The following is a 19,154-nucleotide window of genomic DNA, read 5'->3' on the forward strand; positions in this document are numbered from 1 at the left end:
GGTGAAAATGATGTGTATAACAGCTCTCTAGGACATAACCCTTTTTAATTGCTTCTATGCTATGGGCTATAGAACTATTTTTCCTGATTATATCGGATATAATGATTCTGGAGATATACAGCATCCCTTTTTTATGATATAATTTTAGATATAAAAGTAGAGATATGATGACTTCCTGTCTTGAAATTGTTAATAGGGGTAAATCATGACAAGAACTTGTCTTTATATGCTTTTTTTGAAAGAGCTAATGTGACCATTTCTTTTTTTTTAAGTATAGAAGGAAATCCTATTAGTGGGATGAATATTAGAAATACAGGAGCATGTTCAGGGGCTTATGATTTATTCAATCAAATGATGTATTCATTAGCCAATTCAAATTAAACGATTCATTCGACGATTACTTCTTATTATGTTTATGGGTTTGATAAAAACATTTCTAAAATAGGGGCATTCAATACAGATGTGGTTACAGCATGGTTTAATTACGGAAAGGTATACTGAGCGTAGTGTTTTACAGCTTTTTTCTTAAAAACTATTGCTTCAAGAGCCAATAAAGATTTTATAAACTTTATTAAAGTTAATACTTTGACTAATTTAAAAGGCTGCCTAAAATCTAAAATAAAATTAATTCATGGTATAGATGATATAATAAGCATACAACATTCATGTCTATTAAAAAAATTGTTTAATACTTTTAATTTTACAACAGCTAATAATGTAGAGACATATTGAATAGAAGGGGGTAATGATGAAGAAAATGCAATGATTAAAAAAAAATATTATGGTTAAACAAGAATAAGTGGTTACTCCTTGATAATTTAGTAAAAAGCTATTATTTAACTTCCCGATTGACTATAAATATTATAGTCAAAAGCGCAGATAAGATATATTTAAGAATTAAAAACAAGCGATTAATTCTATTCAAAAATTGCTTGTTTTCTAAAAGGATTTATTCAACACATCATTAGCTGATAGTTTATTTCGAGGCTAAAGCGGTGTTTTTTTATAAAATCATCGTTCTAGGGAGAAAGAGATTGTTCAAAATATGGCTTCTAATTGTGCTAATTGTGCTAATTGTGTTGAAGATAAAACCAGTTTATGTATTCAAGAGGGAATGCAAATGAGATAAATCTATACAACATGAAAATCTAATAAAAAAATGAATTTATGAGGTATACCAATGCAAGTGATAAAAATCTTCGTTTCTTGATTCATCCTAGTTTTATTCTCGATGCTGATAGTTTGATACCTTACGGTTTTTTAGATATTAAAGTTGGGGACAGAACACAGGAATTACCTATTAAAAAGAAAATGGAGGCTCACAACATTTTATCCATAGAAGAAAAAGAAGACTACAATGAATAGGTTCTTTTGTAGGGACAAAGAAAACACCAGAAAAAAGCAAATAAAACCAGATTATACTCTATGAAATTAGTATAAATAAGAATGACTTCAAATCTAAAATAGTACTCGATTTTTTAAGGATTAATAAAAGTCTTTTAGTTTTAAATCGTTGCATTTGTATTTTAGATGGAAAAATTTCTAGTTCTTATGGGGTTAAGCTAACATATTTGAGAATATTATCAAGAATAGATTGCATTGTGTTAAAAACAAGTTTATTCTTTCAATAAAAAAACCGATGCTTGTTATAACATCGGTTTTTTATATCAATGAAAATGATCTTCTTCAATTTCAAATTCGGCATCTTTTTCCCAAATTTCCATTTCGCAAGGCTTACAGTTGAATTTTAACTTGTATTCTAATTCGCCTTGTTTTAAGACTAAAGGTTCTTTAAGTTTTTGATCCATGTTTTCACGATGGTATTTAGGACAACGTTCTAATTCGTATTTAATGCAATATTTCGTTGTCATTACGCGTGATTTTCCTGGATCCCATTGCAATTCAAAAGCTTTTTCTATTTCAGTAACGCCATGACGTTCGTAAAATTTACGAGCGGTTTTGTTTGCTACATTATACGTAAAATCTAATTTGGTTTCAGGATAAGGGTGTGATGTTTTTTCTAATTGAAACTCCTTGCGATCGTAATTTTCTAAACGAATTGTAGATAATTGTTCATACACATTTCTACGCATCTCATTGATTTTAGAAATTGGCAGAAACCAGTTTTCTGAAAAATCAATCGTTATTTCATTTGCTGTATAAGGAGTAAATCCTGTTTTGGCTAAATTTATTTTAAAGCTTTCTTCTATTGATTCCCCATTTTTAGTTTTTTCTTTAGGGTGTACTAATTGAACAGTACTTATATTACCGTCTTCATCGGTAGCAACCAACTCGAAACCATTTTCATTTTCTTTTAGTAATAATGAAGTACTTATTTTTCTGATCGCGCTGTCTTCTCTTTCTACCAATTTAATAAAAGCAGCATCATTGTTACGATAAATTTCGGTTCCAGCTGTTATCTCTTTAAGTACATTAGGATAAATGATGCCATTTTCGGCTTTGTTTACATAAATACCTTCCGCTATTTTGTCTTCATTAATATAGCAAAGACCATCTCCGTTATTTAATAATTCTCCATTTTCAATAACATACGAATTGCCAACCGTTTTGATGAGTTTGCCAATGTACTGTCCTTTGGATTTTGGACTATCCCAAGAACCAATGGACTGGTGTCTTTCGTTTACAAAATAATCTGTATAACCACGATTAAAGGTACGCGTTAATTCTGAGTCAAAGGTGTAGGTACAACTTCCAGAAGAGGCTTTGGTGTATTTGTTGTTGTTGTCTGCTAAGAAAGCGTCTAATTTTTTACGTAAAAAAGAGACGTTGTTTTTTACATATACAACATCTTTTAGACGACCTTCAATTTTAAAGGAGCAAATTCCCGCTTCTATTAGATTAGGTATTTGATTTGTTACATCAAAATCTTTAATAGATAATAGATGGCTATTACGAATTAAGGTTTCACCGTTTCCATCAATTAAGTTATAAGGTAAGCGGCAGTTTTGTGCGCAGGATCCTCTGTTGGCAGAGCGTTCTCCGTTAGCGACACTCATGTAGCAATTTCCACTGAATGAAACACATAAAGCACCTGTTACAAAAAATTCTAATTCAACATCAGTAGCTTCACTAATTTCTTTAATTTGATGTAAATTTAATTCGCGTGCTAAAACCACACGCTGAATACCTGCATCAGCTAAAAATTTAATTTTTTTAGGATCCCTGTTGTTGGCTTGTGTACTTGCATGAAGTGGGATAGGAGGGAGATCGAGTTCTAATAGTCCCATATCTTGAATGATAAGCGCATCAACACCTATTTCATACAATTTCCAAATTAATTGACGACAAGTTTCTAATTCACCATCATAAATAATGGTATTGATTACTACAAAAACTTGAACATTATAAAGGTGTGCGTACTGAACTAAAGCAGCTACATCTTCAATAGAGTTGTTTGCGTTAGAACGTGCTCCAAACTGAGGAGCACCTACATACACAGCATCTGCGCCAGCATTTATGGCGGCAATACCTGTAGTTAAATCTTTTGCAGGAGCTAAAATTTCAATCTTCTTTTTCATTGTTAAAAACATATCTTTCGGAAATTACCGAAAAAGGTGTGCAAAGTTCTGAAAAAAAAGTAACATTTAAATATAGATTCTGTTTTTTAGACTTTAAAAAGTAGAATTATTGATTTGTAGTAATTAAAATAAATTTTTTTGCTAGGAATTTTCCTTTGTGTAATGTTCCTGAAACTCTGGCTTTTCTTATTGTATTACAAAATCCATTGTATGAATGTGCGTCTCCATGATCATCTATGTTGGTACCAATAACGGGATATACTTTGTTTTGATAACGAATAGATAAAGTACAATCGTTGTCTTTAGTTCCTAATTGACATAGTCCGCAAGAAGCTTCTACTTTTTGGTCTTTTAATTCTTTTTTCTTCTCTTGTGCAGATAAGTTAAACGTAAAGAATATAGCAAGTAATAATGTTTTTTTCATTCCATTTGTTTTTGATGGTATTAATTTCACAGCGTTTGGGACCGCATTTGAGTCTTTTAGGACCACAAGAAGAGGTAGCAATTGCTAGGAACAAAAAAAAGATAAAGGGTTTCATTAGAGATATGATTAGGTCTGCTGTGAATCAAATATACAAAAATATTTTTATAAAAAAGTCACCTTAAAGAAGGTGACTTAAAAAGTTTTAGGGTCTAATGTTACTTTTTTTAAATATAAATTTTATCTATAGCTATTTAAAAATAGTTTAAAAGTAAGGTAGTTAGCTAAGAAGTTACTTTCTAAAAACCCTTTTTTCTTGTATAATTTTATGGCAGAAAAATTATCTTTAGTTGTATATAATGATAATTCATTTGCTTTGGTTGATGATGCAAATTGTATCGTGTGATCTAATAATGCTTCACCTATTTTTTTTCTTCTCATGCTTTCGTCAACATATAGATAAGCAATGTGCCAATCGTATGCTAATTTTGAAATAATGCTTCTTTTAGTTAGTAATAAAATAAAACCAACAATTTGTGTATCAATTTTGTATATATAAATTTTACATTGATTTCGTTCTAATTTATATTGAAGTAAAGGGAGAGGTCCATTACCTCCTCCTAAAAACTCATCTAAGACAAGACCTGATTTTAAAATAATACTTTCAACTTTGTCAAATTCTTGAATTCCTACTTCATGGATTGCCCCAAGCATAAATAGTTTATTTAAAACTTTGAATATTACTTAAAGAATGAATTTACAATAGCAGCTTTTTTGTCTTTTCTTTCTTTTACCACTAAGTTAATCAAAATATACGAAAGTAAAGCTCCAATTATTCCTAATGAAATATTGAAAATAAAATTAGTGTTATATCCTAATTTATGAATTATAAACAAACTTAATTTGGCACTTAAGAATTGAGCTATTCCATAACACATTTGAAAGTAGGATAAAAATTTAGCCTCCATTTTCTTATAAGAACGTTCAAGCACAAAATCAGCTGCAAATGGGAAAGTAAGCATAACGCCAAAACTAATGAAAAATAATGCAAGGAAAACGCCTATAGTTTGTTGTAAAATAACTAAAACTAAATAACCAAAAACCATTAAAAGTAAACCATAGAGAATTGCATTTAATGTTTTTATCCCCTTGTTTTTGATATAGGATACAACTGCTACTTCTAGTAAAAACAAAATCAATCCATAAAATACCAACGTATAGGTGTTAAAAGTAGTGGCTAGTTTTAATACATCAGTGTAATATAGTGGCAAAATAGAAAATATTTGAAAGAATATAATTCCTGTAATAACGGTTATTAAACAATGTAGTAGCAGTAACCTGTCTTTTAGAAATACGAATTTTTCTTCACTAAGATTGGAGAAAGTCAATTTGTGTAATAACTTCTTTTCTTTTACAAAACTCACAAAAAATAATACGGCAATAATAGAGGATACGCCATCAATATAAAATAATAAACAATAACCAACCGTGGCAATAGAGATACCCGCAATGATAGGAGATATTATAAAACCAAAATTAGAGGCTGTTCTCATTAAAGAAAACGCTTTAATTCGATCTTCTTTTTTAACAAAATCTTTTAGAGTAGCCATCATAGAAGGCCTAAACATATCCGCGACAACATTTAAGAGAAAGACGGTAAAACATAAAGAATAAAAATTCTTAACGAATTGTAAACTAAATAAAATTACACCATTTAAAAACATGCTGTAAATCATTAGTTTATAACTACTGATGTTTTTAGAAATTTTTCCTACAAGAAAAGTGCCAACAATAGAACCAGCACCAAAACACATCATAATGGTTCCTATTTCTGTGTAGCTAAATTTTAAATCTTCATATAGATATTTGGACATAAATGGAACAACCATTGCGCCCATTCTGTTAATTAATATCATGAAGAAAAAAAACCAAACTTCTCTTGGTAAAGTTTTGAAGTCCTTTAAAATTGAATTCATATACAAGTTAAGTTTAAATGTTATGCAAATTTAAAAAGGAAATGATGTAAAATCCTATAAAAAGCATAGAAATATTTCTACTATTATTTTTGCTTTTGTATCTAATTTTTCTTAAAATTGAGGTTGAAATTAAAGAGTATGAAAATTAAAAAGTTAATTACCCATTTTTTTTTGTTTGCAAGTGTTACTTTGTCTGTAGCACAGAGTAAAAATCTTTATGGTGGAATAGAAATTGGAGGCAAAGGGGTTAAAGTATCTGTTATAGATGTTGATAATATCAAAAAAGGGGATTATGAAATAAAATCTTTTTGGACGGACAATATTGGTATAGCAAAAGGGATATCAATAGATGGTAATTTGCTAAATGAAGATATATTAAGAGCTGTTGAAATCGTAACAGCTGATTTTTTAAAGATAAAAAATGAATTTAAAGTACCTGTAGAAAATATCTTTGTAGTGGGATCTTCAGGGGTTGCACAAGCAAAGAATACAAAGGAGTTAACAGAAAAAATAAAAGCTGTTATTAATAAGGATCTGGAATTTATTACGGCTAATAACGAAGGAAAAATGTTAATGAGAGGCTTAATTCCTGCAGAAAACTATGCAACATCTATGGTTTTAGATATAGGAGGAGGGAATACAAAAGGAGGTTATATAGATGTTCTTAATAATGAAAATTTCGTTTTCTTTCCTATTAGTTTAAATTATGGAACCATAACTCTTACGGAAGCAGTTAATAAAAGAACTAAAAATACTACACTTTCCGAATTTAGCGAAAAATCCTTTGGTTTTTTACCTGAATTAAGAGATCAGGTAAAAGCTATGTATAATTCAGGGAAAAATGCTCTAGATAAACCTAATATATATCTATCAGGAGGGTCCGTATGGGCTTTTTATACACTTTATAACGGTATGGCTAAAGAAAATTTTACCGAATTCAAATTAGAAGATGTAATTAATTACGACGCCATCCTAAAAAACAATTTCAAAAAGTTTGAAGATTTAGCTAAAAAAGATCCAGAAGTAGATCGTGTATTAAAAACATATTCGCAAAAACATCTGATATCTGGAAGTAATATATTAATAGTTGCTCTCGAAGCAATACCTAATATTGATGAAAAGAAATTGTATTTTGCAAAACAAGGGCATATTGCTTGGTTGGTTTCTTATGTGGCAGAATATTCGAAAAAAGTAAAAAAAATTTGGTAGTCTTATAGACTGCCAAATTTTTTTTATCCAACTTAATATTATAGATTTACATCATATATGTTTAAAAATCGAGAGCAAGTACTATTTACTGTTTTAGCAGGAATATTTATAACGAATGCTGTAGTAGCAGAATTAATAGGAGGAAAACTAATTGAAATAGGACCATTTGTAATGAGTATTGGTATACTTCCTTGGCCTGTCGTTTTTTTAACTACAGATCTAATCAATGAGTATTTTGGAGAAAAGGGAGTTCGTAAGCTTTCGTATATAACCGCAGGTCTTATTGTTTATGCGTTTTTACTGCTTTTTCTAGCTATTTCTATTCCTGCTGCTAAAGAAATTAGTCCTGTTGATGATGCTCAATTTATTGCAGTATTCGGACAAAGTATGTGGATTATAGTAGGAAGTGTTATAGCTTTTGTTTTTTCGCAATTAATAGATGTGAGCGTTTTTCATTTTGTAAAACAAAAAACAGGAAATTCTAAAATTTGGTTACGAGCAACAGGGTCTACAATGATATCTCAACTTGTAGATTCTTTTGTTGTTTTAGGGATTGCTTTTTGGTTACCAGGAAAAATAGATTTTCAAACTTTTATATCCTCTGCCTTAACAGGATACACATTCAAATTAAGCTTAGCAATTTTATTAACACCTTTAATCTATTTGAGTCATTACCTAATTAGAAAATACATTAAAAAGAAATCATGAAAAATGATTCAAAATTTTAGGCCCCAAAAAAAAAATCATATTCCTTACATTTGCTACCCAAAAAAATAATTTAAAATGGCTGATCTACTTACAGAATTTAGTGATTCTATTGCTAAAAACCTACCTGGCTTTATAGCTGTTAGTATTCTTGATATTTATAAAGGAATCATTTATCATTCAAAATCTGTTTCAGGAGATTATAATATAGATCTTGATTCAAATTATATCTTAGAAATGGTTCGTGCTAAATTAAATGGAATTCATGCGCTAAAGCAAAATCAACAAATACAAGATATAACTATTACCTTGACTTCACAATATCATGTTATTGATGTTTCGAATAATCATGAGTTTCTAATTTATCTTGTAGTGGACGCTTCGGAAGCTAATTTAACGATGACAAAGGCATTGTTAAATAAACACAAGAAAAGTATTAACTTGTAAAAAAGGAGTCCTAAAAGAGAATGTGTTATTGGGATAGAAAGGGCGGTACTATTTTTTATTGACTATCTTTTGTAATTCTTTTTTAGGACACCTATAATCATACGAATAAGAATTTAACTAAACAATTGTTTTGCAATCTTTTCTTTTAAAGAAATTTGTTCCTTTTTTAAAGTTAAATATAGGAAATAAGTTAATCCAACGCCTACCAATGCTATTGTTGAATTTATCAGCCAATTAGCTTCGTAACCCAGATATTGGACAACGGATAAACCTGTTTTTGAACTTAAAACATGGGCAAAGCCATAACTCATTTGAAATGCCGACATGAATATACCTTCATGGTTTTTATGACTTCTTTTTAACACCAAGCCACTTGCATAAGAAAAAGTTAACATATTCCCAAAAGTCATAAGTGCCATAAAAAACCATAAAATCCAACTATTGTGTATATAATATAACGAAAAATAACCTAAGGAAAAGAGCGCTAATCCAATTGCAATTGCTAGGGTTTCATTTACTTTTTTGACTTGCATCTTATTAATCAAACGTACTTCAAAAAGTATGAAAAGAAGACCGCTAAATCCGAAAAGCATTCCTGTTGTAAAATCGTTTAAGTGAAAAGAATTTTTCTGGAACAAAGGTAAAATAGTAAATATTTGAAAAAATAAATAACCTGTAATCATTGCAATGCCCCAGTTTAATATAAAAGGAATATCCTTTACAGGAGCCAATTTATCTAGAGTTGTTTTTGCTAGATTTAGATCAAACGGAACCTTTCGCTCTTTTACTAATAATGAAAAGATGAAAATAGCTAAAAGACAGGTGGTTCCATCTACCCAAAAAAGAATATCATAATTCCAATACGATATAATTAATCCCCCAATTACAGGACCAAATACTAAGCCTAAATTTGAGGCAGATCGAATTAGAGAAAGAGATTGTAGTTTCATTTCCTTACTCACGTAATTGTTAACAGTTAGCATCATGGCTGGACGATACATATCAGCAATCGTGGTTAATAGAAAAACGAAGAAGCAGATGGCTTCAAAGCTCTTCACATATTTAAGAATGAAGAAAATAATCCCACTAGTAAAAAGGCTAAAAATCATTACCCGATAAGATCCTATTTTGTCAGATAAACGACCACTAGTAAAAGTACCAACTAAAGAACCAATACCAAAGCAAACCATTATCCATCCTATTTGAGAATAGGAAAAATGCAGTGTTTCGTTAAGATATTTTGATAAAAAGGGAACCACTACGGCTCCCATTCTATTAATTAATGTGATTAAGGCAATTACCTTTATTTCTAAGTTGAAATGTATTCGATTTCTTTTTATAAATTCCATAAAACATTAGAATAGGTTAAGTTTAGTTGCAAAAAATTTAGAGAAAAATCCGCTGCGAACATGCTCTAAGTCATCATTTGTTTTTGCTACTTCTAATTCTTGTTTTTCTTCAGCTTCATTAGTTTCGTCTATCATTAATTTGGTTATTAGCTGAACATAAGTCATTCCTAATTCTTCTAAGTATCCAGTTAAGAATTTTTCGCTTCCATCAATTCCTCTTACTTGCTCAATTTGTAGTAGCTTTGTGTATAAATCATCTACTTTTTTAATGACCTGACTAGGGACTGCTTTTCTCCTAGCAATGTATTTAGTGATATTAGCATTATCATCTACTACGTAATCAAAATCGGTTATCACCCAATAATAACGCCCTGATTTCGAAAGATTTTTGATGATTCCATGAAATTTGTGGCCTTTTTTGATATTATCCCATAATACTTTAAAAATTATTTGAGGCATATCAGGATGTCTAACAATATTATGAGGTTGACCTACTAACTCATATTCTTGATAACCAGAAACCTCTGCAAAGACCTCATTCACATATTCAATAGTACCATAAATGTCAGTTTTACTCATAATAGTTTTAGTAGTGTCCCAAACGACCTCTTCATTTAGAGGTAAAGGTTTTTTGATTTCTAAATCCATATTAAATCCAAATTTGCTTATTTACAACAGTAAAGTTACGGCTAAAAAAAATACAAAAACTGATTTTTGTCATAAAAATAATAAAAAAAAAACTTCTGTATAGTTTTTGTTAAAATTGCTTTACTCGCGAAAATAAAGAAATAAAGATTTAATTTTTTATATTTGCATAGCAAATTAACGCGTAATGAAATATAAAAGAATACTCTTAAAATTAAGTGGGGAAGCCTTAATGGGTGAACGCCAGTACGGAATAGAACCCAAAAGATTAGCGGAATACGCTGAGGAAATAAAAAAAATACATGACCTAGGTGTGGAAATAGCTATCGTTATCGGTGGAGGTAATATCTTCCGAGGTGTTGCGGGAGCTAGTAATGGTATGGATAGAGTACAAGGAGATTATATGGGGATGCTAGCCACTATTATAAATGGAATGGCGTTACAAAGTGCTCTAGAAGAAAAAGGAATGCTAACACGCTTGCAAACTGCTTTAAAGATAGAAGCCATAGCAGAACCTTATATTAAAAGAAGAGCCGTTAGACATCTTGAAAAAGGCAGAATTGTAATTTTTGGAGCAGGTACAGGTAATCCGTATTTTACAACTGACACCGCTGCTGTTTTAAGAGGAATAGAGGTAGATGCAGACGTAATACTAAAAGGAACTCGAGTAGATGGAGTATACAATGCAGATCCAGAAAAAAATCCAGATGCAGTAAAGTTTGATTGTATTTCTTTTAATGATGTATTAGCAAAAGGATTAAATGTAATGGATACTACAGCATTTACTTTAAGCCAAGAAAATAAATTACCTATAATTGTGTTTGATATGAATAAAGAAGGAAATTTACTAAAAATATGCCAAGGAGAAAATATAGGAACCGTGGTTAATATTTAGTTTTTGTAATTCATTTATTAGGGTAAAATTGAATTAATAAATTTGTAGAAAAATGACAGAAGAAATTAATTTTATATTAGATAGTACAAAAGAATCAATGGAAGGTTCTTTAGCACATTTAGAAAAAGAATTTTTAAACATTAGAGCAGGCAAAGCATCTCCACAGATGTTGGGAGGGATTTTTGTAGATTATTATGGATCTCAAACACCTCTTTCTCAAGTCGCTACTATTAACGCTCCTGATGCTCGTACTATAACGGTAACACCTTGGGAAAAAAATATGCTTCAACCCATAGAAAGGGCCATTATGATTGCAAATATTGGTTTTAATCCTATGAATAATGGAGATACTATTATTATATCCGTTCCGCCTCTAACAGAAGAACGTCGTCGTGAGTTAGCTAAACAAGCAAAAGGAGAAGCTGAAGATGCAAAAATAGGCATTAGGAATGCCCGTAAGGAAGCTAATAATGACATTAAAAAATTAGAAAAAGAAGGTACTTCAGAAGATGTTTGCAAAACAGCAGAAGATAACGTTCAGAAGTTAACAGATGCTTATATTAAAAAAGTGGAAGAACTTTACGCTGTAAAAGAAGCAGAGATAATGAAGGTATAATTCAAAATTTAAAAAAGTAATGATTTTAAAACTATTTATAAAACATTGCTTTTTTATGATTTATGTATAACTTTACCAAGATTGTCTTTTGTAGATTTCTTTCTACATGAATTTATGAATAAAGACGTGTAAATTGCGTACTGTTTTTTACTATAAAATAACAACATAATATTTTTACTATGAGAGTTAAAAAAATATTTTTATTACTATCATTCATCTTTGCTCAATTTGCATTCGCATCTTATGATGATAGTCTTTTCGGAGGAATTGAAATAGGAAGCAAAGGAATTAAGATTTCTGTTCTAGATGTAGACAATATTAAAAAAGGAAATTATGAGATTAAATCCTTCTGGACAGAAAATGTCGGTATTGCGCGTGGAATTGCTATTGATGGTAAATTAGCTCCTGAGGACATAAAAATTGCGACAGAGGTAGTTTATAGAAACTATTTAAGAATAAAGAATGAATTTAAAGTTACTGAACAAAATATCTTTATCGTAGGATCCTCTGGAGTAGCTATGGCATCTAATACAAAAGAGTTGGTTGATGCCGTAAAAAAATTAACAAATAAAGAACTTGATTTTATAGATGCACAAGCAGAAGGTAAAATGCTTCTAAAAGGATGTATTCCTCCTGTTAATTATCTAAATTCAACGGTTCTAGATATCGGAGGAGGAAATACAAAAGGAGGGTATGTAGACACTTTTAATAATGATAATTTCGTTTTCTTCCCTCTTTCATTTGATTATGGAAGTATAACCTTGACGGAAACAGTTAAAAAGAAAACAAAAACCGAAAGTATAGGGGAATACAACGAAAAATTATTCGGAGTAACGCCTATGCTAAGAGAACAAATAAAAGCCATGTATAATTCTAAACCACAAGCATTAGAAAAACAAAATGTTTATATGTCAGGTGGTGCAGTATGGGCTTTTTATACACTCTATAATGGGGGAGAAGCGAAGGATAATTTTAACAGCTTTACCTTAGAAGATGTAATAAATTATGATGCCGTTGTAAAGAATAATTTTCAAAAATTTGAAGAATTAGCTAAAAAAAATAAAGAAGTAGAGCGCGTTTTGAAGACTTATTCTCAGAAACATCTAATATCTGGTTCAGCTCTTCTTTTAGTTTGTTTAGAAGATATTCCAGGGATTAATGATAAAAAATTATTTTTCGCAAAACAAGGACAAACAGCTTGGTTGGTTTCTTATATAGTAGATAGATCCAACAAGATAAAGAAAATATGGTAACTAACTAATTAAAGAGGGTATCTAGTAAGTTAACTTGTTTTAAGTTTATGCTTAAATAATTGTTATACTTAAAAAAATAAAAAATGTTTACTACGCAGTAGTAAGCTAATGTTAGCTGTTTTTAGATCGTCTTTTAATCTTTATTATGATCAAAAAAAAATTTTTTTTACTTATTATATTTTTAGTAACATCCTTAGGATTTGCTCAAAAAAAAATAGCAGGTATTGAGTTTAATAACAAGGAAATAAAAGTACTTGTTATTGAATCTAAACCAGATGCTACGGCTGAGTTTAAACTTAAAAGTTTTTGGTCAGATCCCATTGTTGTAGATCCTAAGGAGGATCGTTCGAGTCTAATAAAAAAAATAATAGCAGGAATAACTACGAATGTTCAAAAAATCAAATTGGAACAAAATGTAGAATCAGATAAATTATTTTTGATTAGTGATGTAAATTTGTTTTCTGAAGTGGAAATGGTTAATATTCAAAAAGAACTTTCATTAAAAAATATCTCAAAAATTGATTTTTTAAATAATAAAAAAAGTTGTCAGTATATTTTCGAAGGATTACTTAAAAACGAAGATAAAGATGAGGCGACATTAATTCATATTAATGCCAATGAAACAGTTTTTTGTAGTTATACAAAAAAAGAAGGTTTTAAGGTAACTGTTATACCAAATAGCGATTTTCAAAAATTAGCTTTTTTAAATGATGACTCAAAAAAAACAGAAATTTTAAAGTTAAATGAAAATATCAAACAACTATATTATTATAATGATGAAATGAGAGATAAGAAAAATATTTATCTCAGCGGAGAATTAGCTTGGGCTTCCTATGCTTTGTTTAATGGAGGAACCATAGAACAAGAATTTAATCCACTAAAAATCGAAGATTTAGAAAATCATCAGATTAGTTTAGATAAAAAATTTGACCGTTACCAAGTACTAGCTTCAGCAAATATAGAGGCAGATAAAGTCCTTACATATTATTCTAAATACGAATTATCAATCGGAAATAAATTTTTGACCTTTATCCTAAAAAACTTAGAAGAAAACTCAAAGAAAAAGATTTTATATTGTAAGAATACTAACAAAGTAAAATTGGTTAATTATTTAACTAAAAAACTTACAAATTAAACCCTAATCTCTTATTAAAAAAATAAACCTATGAATAAAAAATTACAACTCCTGCTCTTTTTGAGTTTACTATTTCATCAAGCCAATTTCGCTCAATTTAAGGTTTTTGGTACTATTAGAAATAGTAATGATGACAACCTTTTTTCTGTAAAAGCAATTTTAGCAAGTGCAGACGAAAAAAAATACATTCATCAAGTTCATACAGATAAATCGGGTAATTTTGTATTGAATACAAAAGAAAAAACAGGCAAATTAATCTTTAAACTGCCAGGGTATAAGACTACTTATAAGTTTATAGAGTTTACACAGAATAAGTTAGACGTAGGGATTATTTATCTCGAAGAAGACTTATTAAAAAATTTAGAATCAGAATCTGCTTTAGTCGACTTAGCTTTTTTAAGAAAATCGCCAACAGCAACCAATACAATCTATGAAAGTACTGAATTCAATCATAATAGTAATAAAGATTTTATAGAAAGAGCGGCTTTATTACCTGGAGTATATACAACCTCTTTAGGAGGAAGTTATTCTAAAAGTAGGCTTCGTCTTAGAGGATACAATCAGAATAATATAACTCCTTTATTAGATGGTATTTCTTTAAGAGATTTTGAAAGTGGTGAAGTAAGTTGGTTGTTTATCGCTCCTGCAAGCGATGCTTTAGATGCAATTCAGATTCAAAGAGGTTTAGGATCCTCTAAACTAGTAAATGCGTCCGTTGCAGGTACCGTTAACTTCGTATTACGAGATCCTTTTAAAAAATACGATAACTATATCTTAGCAGAATCAGGAAATAATGATTATAGAAAATATAGTTTGAATCTAAATACAGGGAACCTAGATAAGGGATTTGGTCTTAATTTATCATTATCTAATACCTCTAGTGGAGGTTATTTTCCTGGAACAGCTTTTAATGCTACAGGATATTACCTAGGTATGGGATATAAGACAGATAAACACAGGTTTACTTTTAAATTAATAGGTGCTCCAAGTTGGATTGATTTTAGAACCAGAATATCTACTATAGATAATAGTACCAATGCTCTAGGTTTAAATACAAACTATAATACTACTTATAATAAGTACAATGGTAAAGACCTTGCTTTAAATACTAATACAAATCACACACCATCTTTGGTTCTAGAATGGCAGTATAAAATAAATGATAAAAACATATTTGCTGTAAAGGGCTATGGTGTTTACGGAAATACCTCTTTTAAAGATTACACAGGAACCGAAATTTTTAATGAATATAGTCAGTTGTTAAACTCTAATAGCACAATTGATTATAATTATATTGCAGCCTATAATAGAGGTTTAGTACCTAATGTACGTATCAATGAAAATGATTTACCGGAAGGATATACTCGTATTCCTTACAATTTAAATGGTAAAAAATTATACTTGAATTCTAGTGAATGGAACACTAAGACCTCTGGGGTATCTCTGACAGAAAACTTTGTTAGAAACCAAATATATGGTGGGTTAGCGAACTATTCACTCAACCTGACTTCTAAATTTAAGTTAGATGCTGGTGTTGATATTAGAAAATCTGTCTCTAAAAACACAAAATATTTAAATGACCTATTTGGTGCTGATGGTTATTTAATTAATCAATTACAAAGCAAATCAATTTTTACTACAGAAACTTTTTCTTTAAAAGACAATTTATGGAATCCTTTCCAATCCATTAACGCAACAAAAATTGATTATTATAAAGAAAACATAGTTTTGTATTATGGAGCGTATTCACAGTTGCAGTTAAATCTGAAAAATTTCAATTTCTTACTTCAAGGAGGATATAGCGGTAATGATTTCAGTAAAGTAACATACGATATCTTTAATACAAATCGTTCAGAAGCTTCTGAGCATGTAAATTTAGAAGCGTATAATGTAAAATTCGGTGCAAACTGGAATATAAACACTAAAAACAATATTTGGTTTAATTGTGGTTTAGTATCCAGAGTTCCAATCTTAAATTATGTTTTTGATTTTGAAACGAATAAAATTAAAGAAGGTTTTAAAAACGAAAACTTTAAATCAATTGAGGCAGGGTATACTTTTTTAAGCAAATCTTTTAATTTAAACTTTGTTGCTTATACTAATTCTCTAGATAATTCAACGGAACAATTATTTGAAACAGGTTACGGTGTAACGGGTTTTACTCATGATTTAAGTAAAAGAAATTCAGGAATTGAATTAGATTTAACTTACAAACCTTTTGATAGACTTACAATTTACAGTAGTCATTCCTTTGGAGAAGGTTTGTATACTAAAGATGCACAGTATACAGAGTATGAAAATAGCCAAACAACAAATTTGTATATAAAAGATACACGAATTGGAAGTGTTCCTGAGTGGATGAGTAGTGTTTCGGTACTAGTAGAGCCTGTTAGAAGATTGTCTTTTACACTTACAGGAAAATACCATGATAATTTTTACAGTAATACTCCGGCGGAACAATATGATCCTATTTGGTATCCAAAAAGTTATGCAGTACATGATTTAAAACTACCTTCTTTCTTGTTGTTTGATACGAGTTTAAAGTATAAAATAAGACTTAATAATGATGATCTAGTTAATGTAGGTTTATCTATGAATAATATTTTTGATACAGTTTATATAACTGAATCCACAAGAAGTTATCTAAATAACCAAAATGTTCCAGGGTCTAATTCAACTTATGGTACTCTTTTTCCTTCAAATTTTAAAGGAATTAATGGAGCTAATACAGCCTTTTTTGGTCTTGGAAGAACTTGGAATTTTGCTGTTCAGTATAGATTCTAAAAAATATTGATCAAAAAATATTTAATTTAAAAAGCAAAGAGCTCGATAAAATATCGAGCTCTTTGCTTTTTAAATAGGTTTTATAAATTAATAAATCGTTTTATACTTTATACCAAATTGTGTTTCATAAAAATATTATATGTGAAAATAGATGCAGCAATTTTTATCTTCTTTGTTTTTTTAATTTATCCTATATTATCCGGCTCAGATTAATTTTTTGGGGATTAAGCAAAAAGTTTCTCCATTCTAAAGAGGAAGAATTTAGTATCCACCACACCTCTTTGATTAGCTCTAAAGAGTTTTATTTTTGAGTTAAAGGATTCAGCATTTGCGTTTGTATGTCTTTTTACGAAGAAGTTTGCAATTGTTTCCAAATGATAATTTAAACTATTGGCAACGGTATTAAAGACAGTCATTTTTAATTCTTTGGTTTTGGATATCCAATTCAATATTTTTTGTTTAGCCTCTTCTTTTGAGGTGTATTCATAAATATTTCTAAACTCTTGGGTGTGTTTATATGCCTGATGTATTAGAGGATAATGTTGGAACAATATTTGGGCTCGCACTTTTTGGGTTTCTGTCCATTGGTTGGGTTTCTTGGCAATGATATAACGACATCGAGCCAATAGTTGTTTGGGTGTGTCTTGGTTTTCAAAAGTTATTGGAATGTATTTTATTGCTTGCTCCTTTGCTTTTTTGATAGCTTGATTCTCTTTTTCAATCTCCTCCCAGCGATATTTTATCCTTAAATGCTGGAGAGCTTCCATTACCAACTTTACCACATGGAAACGGTCTGTGATAAGGTAACTTTCAGGAAAACACATTCTTGATGCTGATTGCATATTGTTTGCCATATCAAGTGTTATCGATTTTACTTGTTTTCTATGCGAAAGTGGAATTTTAGTAACCACATCAATAATGTCCTGACTTTTGGTGCCTTTTATAACCGCCACTAAGGATTTCTTTTTGCCTCTTCCTTGTTTATTGGTTACAAAAGTATAAAGTTCACCTTTTGACAAACTTACTTCATCAATACTTAAATTCTCCCCAATATTTTCGGGGTAAATCAGATAATTTTCGGCATGTTCTAACTGTTTCCAACTTGTAAAACCACTGATTCTTTTTTTGTAATGTCTTCGCAGTAAATCAGCTTTAATGCCATAATAACTGGCAATGTTACTTATCGTATCTTCTCGGGTCTCTACCTGTACCTTTTAAAAAATCCGAAAGTTCAACAGTTAATTTGGAACCTTCTGCAATAAAAGAATAATCGCTTTTAATTTCTGACTTATCTACTGTATTTCGCCACCTACGTCTTCTGATACCTAAATAAACAGCCTTTCCTCGTATTGGAAAATCTTGTATCAAAGTACGCTCACAAAAGCCTTTTGACTCATATTCCTCTGAAATGAAACCTTCGGGAATAATGTTCTTTTCATCAAGATAGATATAAAAGCAATCCTTTTTTGTTTGAATATCTCCTAATTCTATAAAATCAACAATATCAAAATGACATAATAATTCTTCGGGTAGAAAAGCAGAAAGTATCGAAAAATCCATTTACTTTTTTTGTCGCAATTTACAATTACTCCCCATATTTTTTATGTGAGCCTATTATCCGTTAGACTTTATGATGAAGATCAAAAAGGTGAAAAATTTCCATCAGATGTGGATTGGAGATATTAAGAGCAAAAAAAAGAAACTTTTTTGCATTGAAAGTTATTTTAATTTGCAATAAAATCCTAATGTCTAATCTGGGGTTATAGTAAATACGATTGCGTAATCTGGGTTAAATTAGTTTTTATAATTAATTTTTTCCTAATAGAAAAGGGTTTTTTAAAACAGAAGAAAGGGTTTGTAGTCTTTCTTTGAAGAGTTGTTTTTTCTAATAGACAGTGTTGTTTAATTGATTTAAAAGGCCAATAATCTATTAAAAACATCAAAAGAGGGGGTAGTTTAGTTTACAACTAAAAGATTAAATTTACAGACACGGTGATTAGCTGTTATTCTAATTAATAGATAAACCAATTGGTTTATCTAGAAAAGTGGAATATTAAACCCAGATTATGCGTTAGCCTTTCTTATGAAGGTGTAAATCAAAAAAGAAAAGTACGGAAATTTTCTCCCGAAGCTATAGTTTTGCTAAATTGAAGACAAAAATGGATTGTTTTTTTAGATTC

General features: G+C 29.9%; 18 protein-coding genes. 10 read left to right on the top strand and 8 right to left on the bottom strand.

Annotated features, from left to right (window positions below; genetic code table 11):
• The first annotated feature begins 186 nt into the window (after window positions 1-186).
• Together HUE53_RS09410 and HUE53_RS09415 are read left to right on the top strand one after the other, a co-directional pair.
• Entirely contained in the window at window positions 187-381 is a 195-nt protein-coding gene (locus HUE53_RS09410; protein ID WP_123906879.1) for a hypothetical protein, read from the top strand.
• 786 nt (window positions 382-1,167) lie between these two features.
• Complete coding sequence (locus HUE53_RS09415; RefSeq protein WP_192188437.1) at window positions 1,168-1,365, top strand: hypothetical protein; 198 nt, start codon at window positions 1,168-1,170, stop codon at window positions 1,363-1,365.
• A gap of 302 nt (window positions 1,366-1,667) precedes the next feature.
• On the opposite strand, the gene HUE53_RS09420 is transcribed toward HUE53_RS09415, so the two are convergent.
• The 4 genes from HUE53_RS09420 to HUE53_RS09435 all read right to left on the bottom strand — a co-directional run bounded on the left by HUE53_RS09420 (window position 1,668) and on the right by HUE53_RS09435 (window position 5,936).
• The gene (locus tag HUE53_RS09420) at window positions 1,668-3,539 is read right to left on the bottom strand and encodes a peptidase U32 family protein (RefSeq protein WP_014164750.1); all 1,872 of its coding nucleotides are present in this window, start codon (window positions 3,537-3,539) and stop codon (window positions 1,668-1,670) included.
• A 106-nt stretch (window positions 3,540-3,645) separates the two neighbouring features.
• Window positions 3,646-3,963, bottom strand: a complete 318-nt coding sequence (locus HUE53_RS09425) for a DUF6370 family protein (protein ID WP_065213756.1) — start codon at window positions 3,961-3,963, stop codon at window positions 3,646-3,648.
• Window positions 3,964-4,200: 237 nt separating this feature from the next.
• Complete coding sequence (locus HUE53_RS09430) at window positions 4,201-4,674, bottom strand: GNAT family N-acetyltransferase (RefSeq protein ID WP_014164752.1); 474 nt, start codon at window positions 4,672-4,674, stop codon at window positions 4,201-4,203.
• A gap of 26 nt (window positions 4,675-4,700) precedes the next feature.
• A complete protein-coding gene (locus HUE53_RS09435; RefSeq protein WP_014164753.1) occupies window positions 4,701-5,936 on the bottom strand; it encodes an MFS transporter in 1,236 nt (411 codons plus the stop codon).
• A gap of 138 nt (window positions 5,937-6,074) precedes the next feature.
• On the opposite strand from HUE53_RS09435, the gene HUE53_RS09440 reads away from it, so the two are divergent.
• The 3 genes from HUE53_RS09440 (at window position 6,075) to HUE53_RS09450 (ending at window position 8,297) form a co-directional block, all read left to right on the top strand.
• A complete protein-coding gene (locus tag HUE53_RS09440) occupies window positions 6,075-7,145 on the top strand; it encodes a Ppx/GppA phosphatase family protein (RefSeq protein WP_014164754.1) in 1,071 nt (356 codons plus the stop codon).
• Window positions 7,146-7,202: 57 nt separating this feature from the next.
• Window positions 7,203-7,853 (top strand): queuosine precursor transporter, encoded by a 651-nt coding sequence (locus HUE53_RS09445; protein WP_014164755.1) that lies wholly within the window; start codon window positions 7,203-7,205, stop codon window positions 7,851-7,853.
• Window positions 7,854-7,928: 75 nt separating this feature from the next.
• The gene (locus tag HUE53_RS09450) at window positions 7,929-8,297 is read left to right on the top strand and encodes a hypothetical protein (RefSeq protein ID WP_014164756.1); all 369 of its coding nucleotides are present in this window, start codon (window positions 7,929-7,931) and stop codon (window positions 8,295-8,297) included.
• A 113-nt stretch (window positions 8,298-8,410) separates the two neighbouring features.
• Here the strand turns inward: HUE53_RS09450 and HUE53_RS09455 are convergent, their stop codons facing one another.
• Window positions 8,411-9,646: an MFS transporter gene (locus HUE53_RS09455; protein ID WP_014164757.1), complete on the bottom strand. Its 1,236-nt coding sequence runs from the start codon at window positions 9,644-9,646 to the stop codon at window positions 8,411-8,413.
• Window positions 9,647-9,652: 6 nt separating this feature from the next.
• A complete protein-coding gene (locus tag HUE53_RS09460; protein ID WP_107317313.1) occupies window positions 9,653-10,294 on the bottom strand; it encodes a PAS domain-containing protein in 642 nt (213 codons plus the stop codon).
• Window positions 10,295-10,478: 184 nt separating this feature from the next.
• Between HUE53_RS09460 and pyrH the strand changes: the two genes are divergently transcribed.
• The 5 genes from pyrH (at window position 10,479) to HUE53_RS09485 (ending at window position 16,974) form a co-directional block, all read left to right on the top strand.
• On the top strand, window positions 10,479-11,186 hold the full coding sequence (pyrH, locus tag HUE53_RS09465) for a UMP kinase (protein ID WP_014164759.1): 708 nt from the start codon (window positions 10,479-10,481) through the stop codon (window positions 11,184-11,186).
• Window positions 11,187-11,238: 52 nt separating this feature from the next.
• A complete protein-coding gene (frr, locus tag HUE53_RS09470; protein WP_014164760.1) occupies window positions 11,239-11,802 on the top strand; it encodes a ribosome recycling factor in 564 nt (187 codons plus the stop codon).
• A gap of 179 nt (window positions 11,803-11,981) precedes the next feature.
• The gene (locus HUE53_RS09475; RefSeq protein ID WP_014164761.1) at window positions 11,982-13,055 is read left to right on the top strand and encodes a Ppx/GppA phosphatase family protein; all 1,074 of its coding nucleotides are present in this window, start codon (window positions 11,982-11,984) and stop codon (window positions 13,053-13,055) included.
• Between the two features lie 145 nt (window positions 13,056-13,200).
• Window positions 13,201-14,190, top strand: coding sequence for a hypothetical protein (locus HUE53_RS09480; RefSeq protein ID WP_192188438.1), 990 nt, complete (start codon window positions 13,201-13,203; stop codon window positions 14,188-14,190).
• Between the two features lie 30 nt (window positions 14,191-14,220).
• On the top strand, window positions 14,221-16,974 hold the full coding sequence (locus HUE53_RS09485; protein ID WP_065213754.1) for a TonB-dependent receptor plug domain-containing protein: 2,754 nt from the start codon (window positions 14,221-14,223) through the stop codon (window positions 16,972-16,974).
• Between the two features lie 224 nt (window positions 16,975-17,198).
• On the opposite strand, the gene HUE53_RS09490 is transcribed toward HUE53_RS09485, so the two are convergent.
• Window positions 17,199-18,158: an ISAon1 family transposase gene (locus tag HUE53_RS09490; RefSeq protein WP_317171812.1), complete on the bottom strand. Its 960-nt coding sequence runs from the start codon at window positions 18,156-18,158 to the stop codon at window positions 17,199-17,201.
• Entirely contained in the window at window positions 18,151-18,534 is a 384-nt protein-coding gene (locus HUE53_RS09495; RefSeq protein WP_014165862.1) for an ISAon1 family transposase N-terminal region protein, read from the bottom strand. The genes HUE53_RS09490 and HUE53_RS09495 overlap by 8 nt, the downstream gene beginning before the upstream one ends.
• Between the last annotated feature and the right edge of the window lie 620 nt (window positions 18,535-19,154).

Origin of the sequence: Flavobacterium columnare, assembly GCF_014844295.1 — a bacterium.
In the GTDB taxonomy this organism is placed as follows: domain Bacteria; phylum Bacteroidota; class Bacteroidia; order Flavobacteriales; family Flavobacteriaceae; genus Flavobacterium; species Flavobacterium columnare.

Excerpts from the sequence above, each read along its gene's own strand:
- HUE53_RS09415 (WP_192188437.1), top strand. The coding sequence starts at position 1,168 with ATGAGGTATACCAATGCAAGTGATAAAAATCTTCGTTTCTTGATTCAT.
- HUE53_RS09420 (WP_014164750.1), bottom strand. The coding sequence starts at position 3,539 with ATGAAAAAGAAGATTGAAATTTTAGCTCCTGCAAAAGATTTAACTACA.
- HUE53_RS09425 (WP_065213756.1), bottom strand. The coding sequence starts at position 3,963 with ATGAAAAAAACATTATTACTTGCTATATTCTTTACGTTTAACTTATCT.
- HUE53_RS09430 (WP_014164752.1), bottom strand. The coding sequence starts at position 4,674 with ATGCTTGGGGCAATCCATGAAGTAGGAATTCAAGAATTTGACAAAGTT.
- HUE53_RS09435 (WP_014164753.1), bottom strand. The coding sequence starts at position 5,936 with ATGAATTCAATTTTAAAGGACTTCAAAACTTTACCAAGAGAAGTTTGG.
- HUE53_RS09440 (WP_014164754.1), top strand. The coding sequence starts at position 6,075 with ATGAAAATTAAAAAGTTAATTACCCATTTTTTTTTGTTTGCAAGTGTT.
- HUE53_RS09445 (WP_014164755.1), top strand. The coding sequence starts at position 7,203 with ATGTTTAAAAATCGAGAGCAAGTACTATTTACTGTTTTAGCAGGAATA.
- HUE53_RS09450 (WP_014164756.1), top strand. The coding sequence starts at position 7,929 with ATGGCTGATCTACTTACAGAATTTAGTGATTCTATTGCTAAAAACCTA.
- HUE53_RS09455 (WP_014164757.1), bottom strand. The coding sequence starts at position 9,646 with ATGGAATTTATAAAAAGAAATCGAATACATTTCAACTTAGAAATAAAG.
- HUE53_RS09460 (WP_107317313.1), bottom strand. The coding sequence starts at position 10,294 with ATGGATTTAGAAATCAAAAAACCTTTACCTCTAAATGAAGAGGTCGTT.
- pyrH (WP_014164759.1), top strand. The coding sequence starts at position 10,479 with ATGAAATATAAAAGAATACTCTTAAAATTAAGTGGGGAAGCCTTAATG.
- frr (WP_014164760.1), top strand. The coding sequence starts at position 11,239 with ATGACAGAAGAAATTAATTTTATATTAGATAGTACAAAAGAATCAATG.
- HUE53_RS09475 (WP_014164761.1), top strand. The coding sequence starts at position 11,982 with ATGAGAGTTAAAAAAATATTTTTATTACTATCATTCATCTTTGCTCAA.
- HUE53_RS09480 (WP_192188438.1), top strand. The coding sequence starts at position 13,201 with ATGATCAAAAAAAAATTTTTTTTACTTATTATATTTTTAGTAACATCC.
- HUE53_RS09485 (WP_065213754.1), top strand. The coding sequence starts at position 14,221 with ATGAATAAAAAATTACAACTCCTGCTCTTTTTGAGTTTACTATTTCAT.
- HUE53_RS09495 (WP_014165862.1), bottom strand. The coding sequence starts at position 18,534 with ATGGATTTTTCGATACTTTCTGCTTTTCTACCCGAAGAATTATTATGT.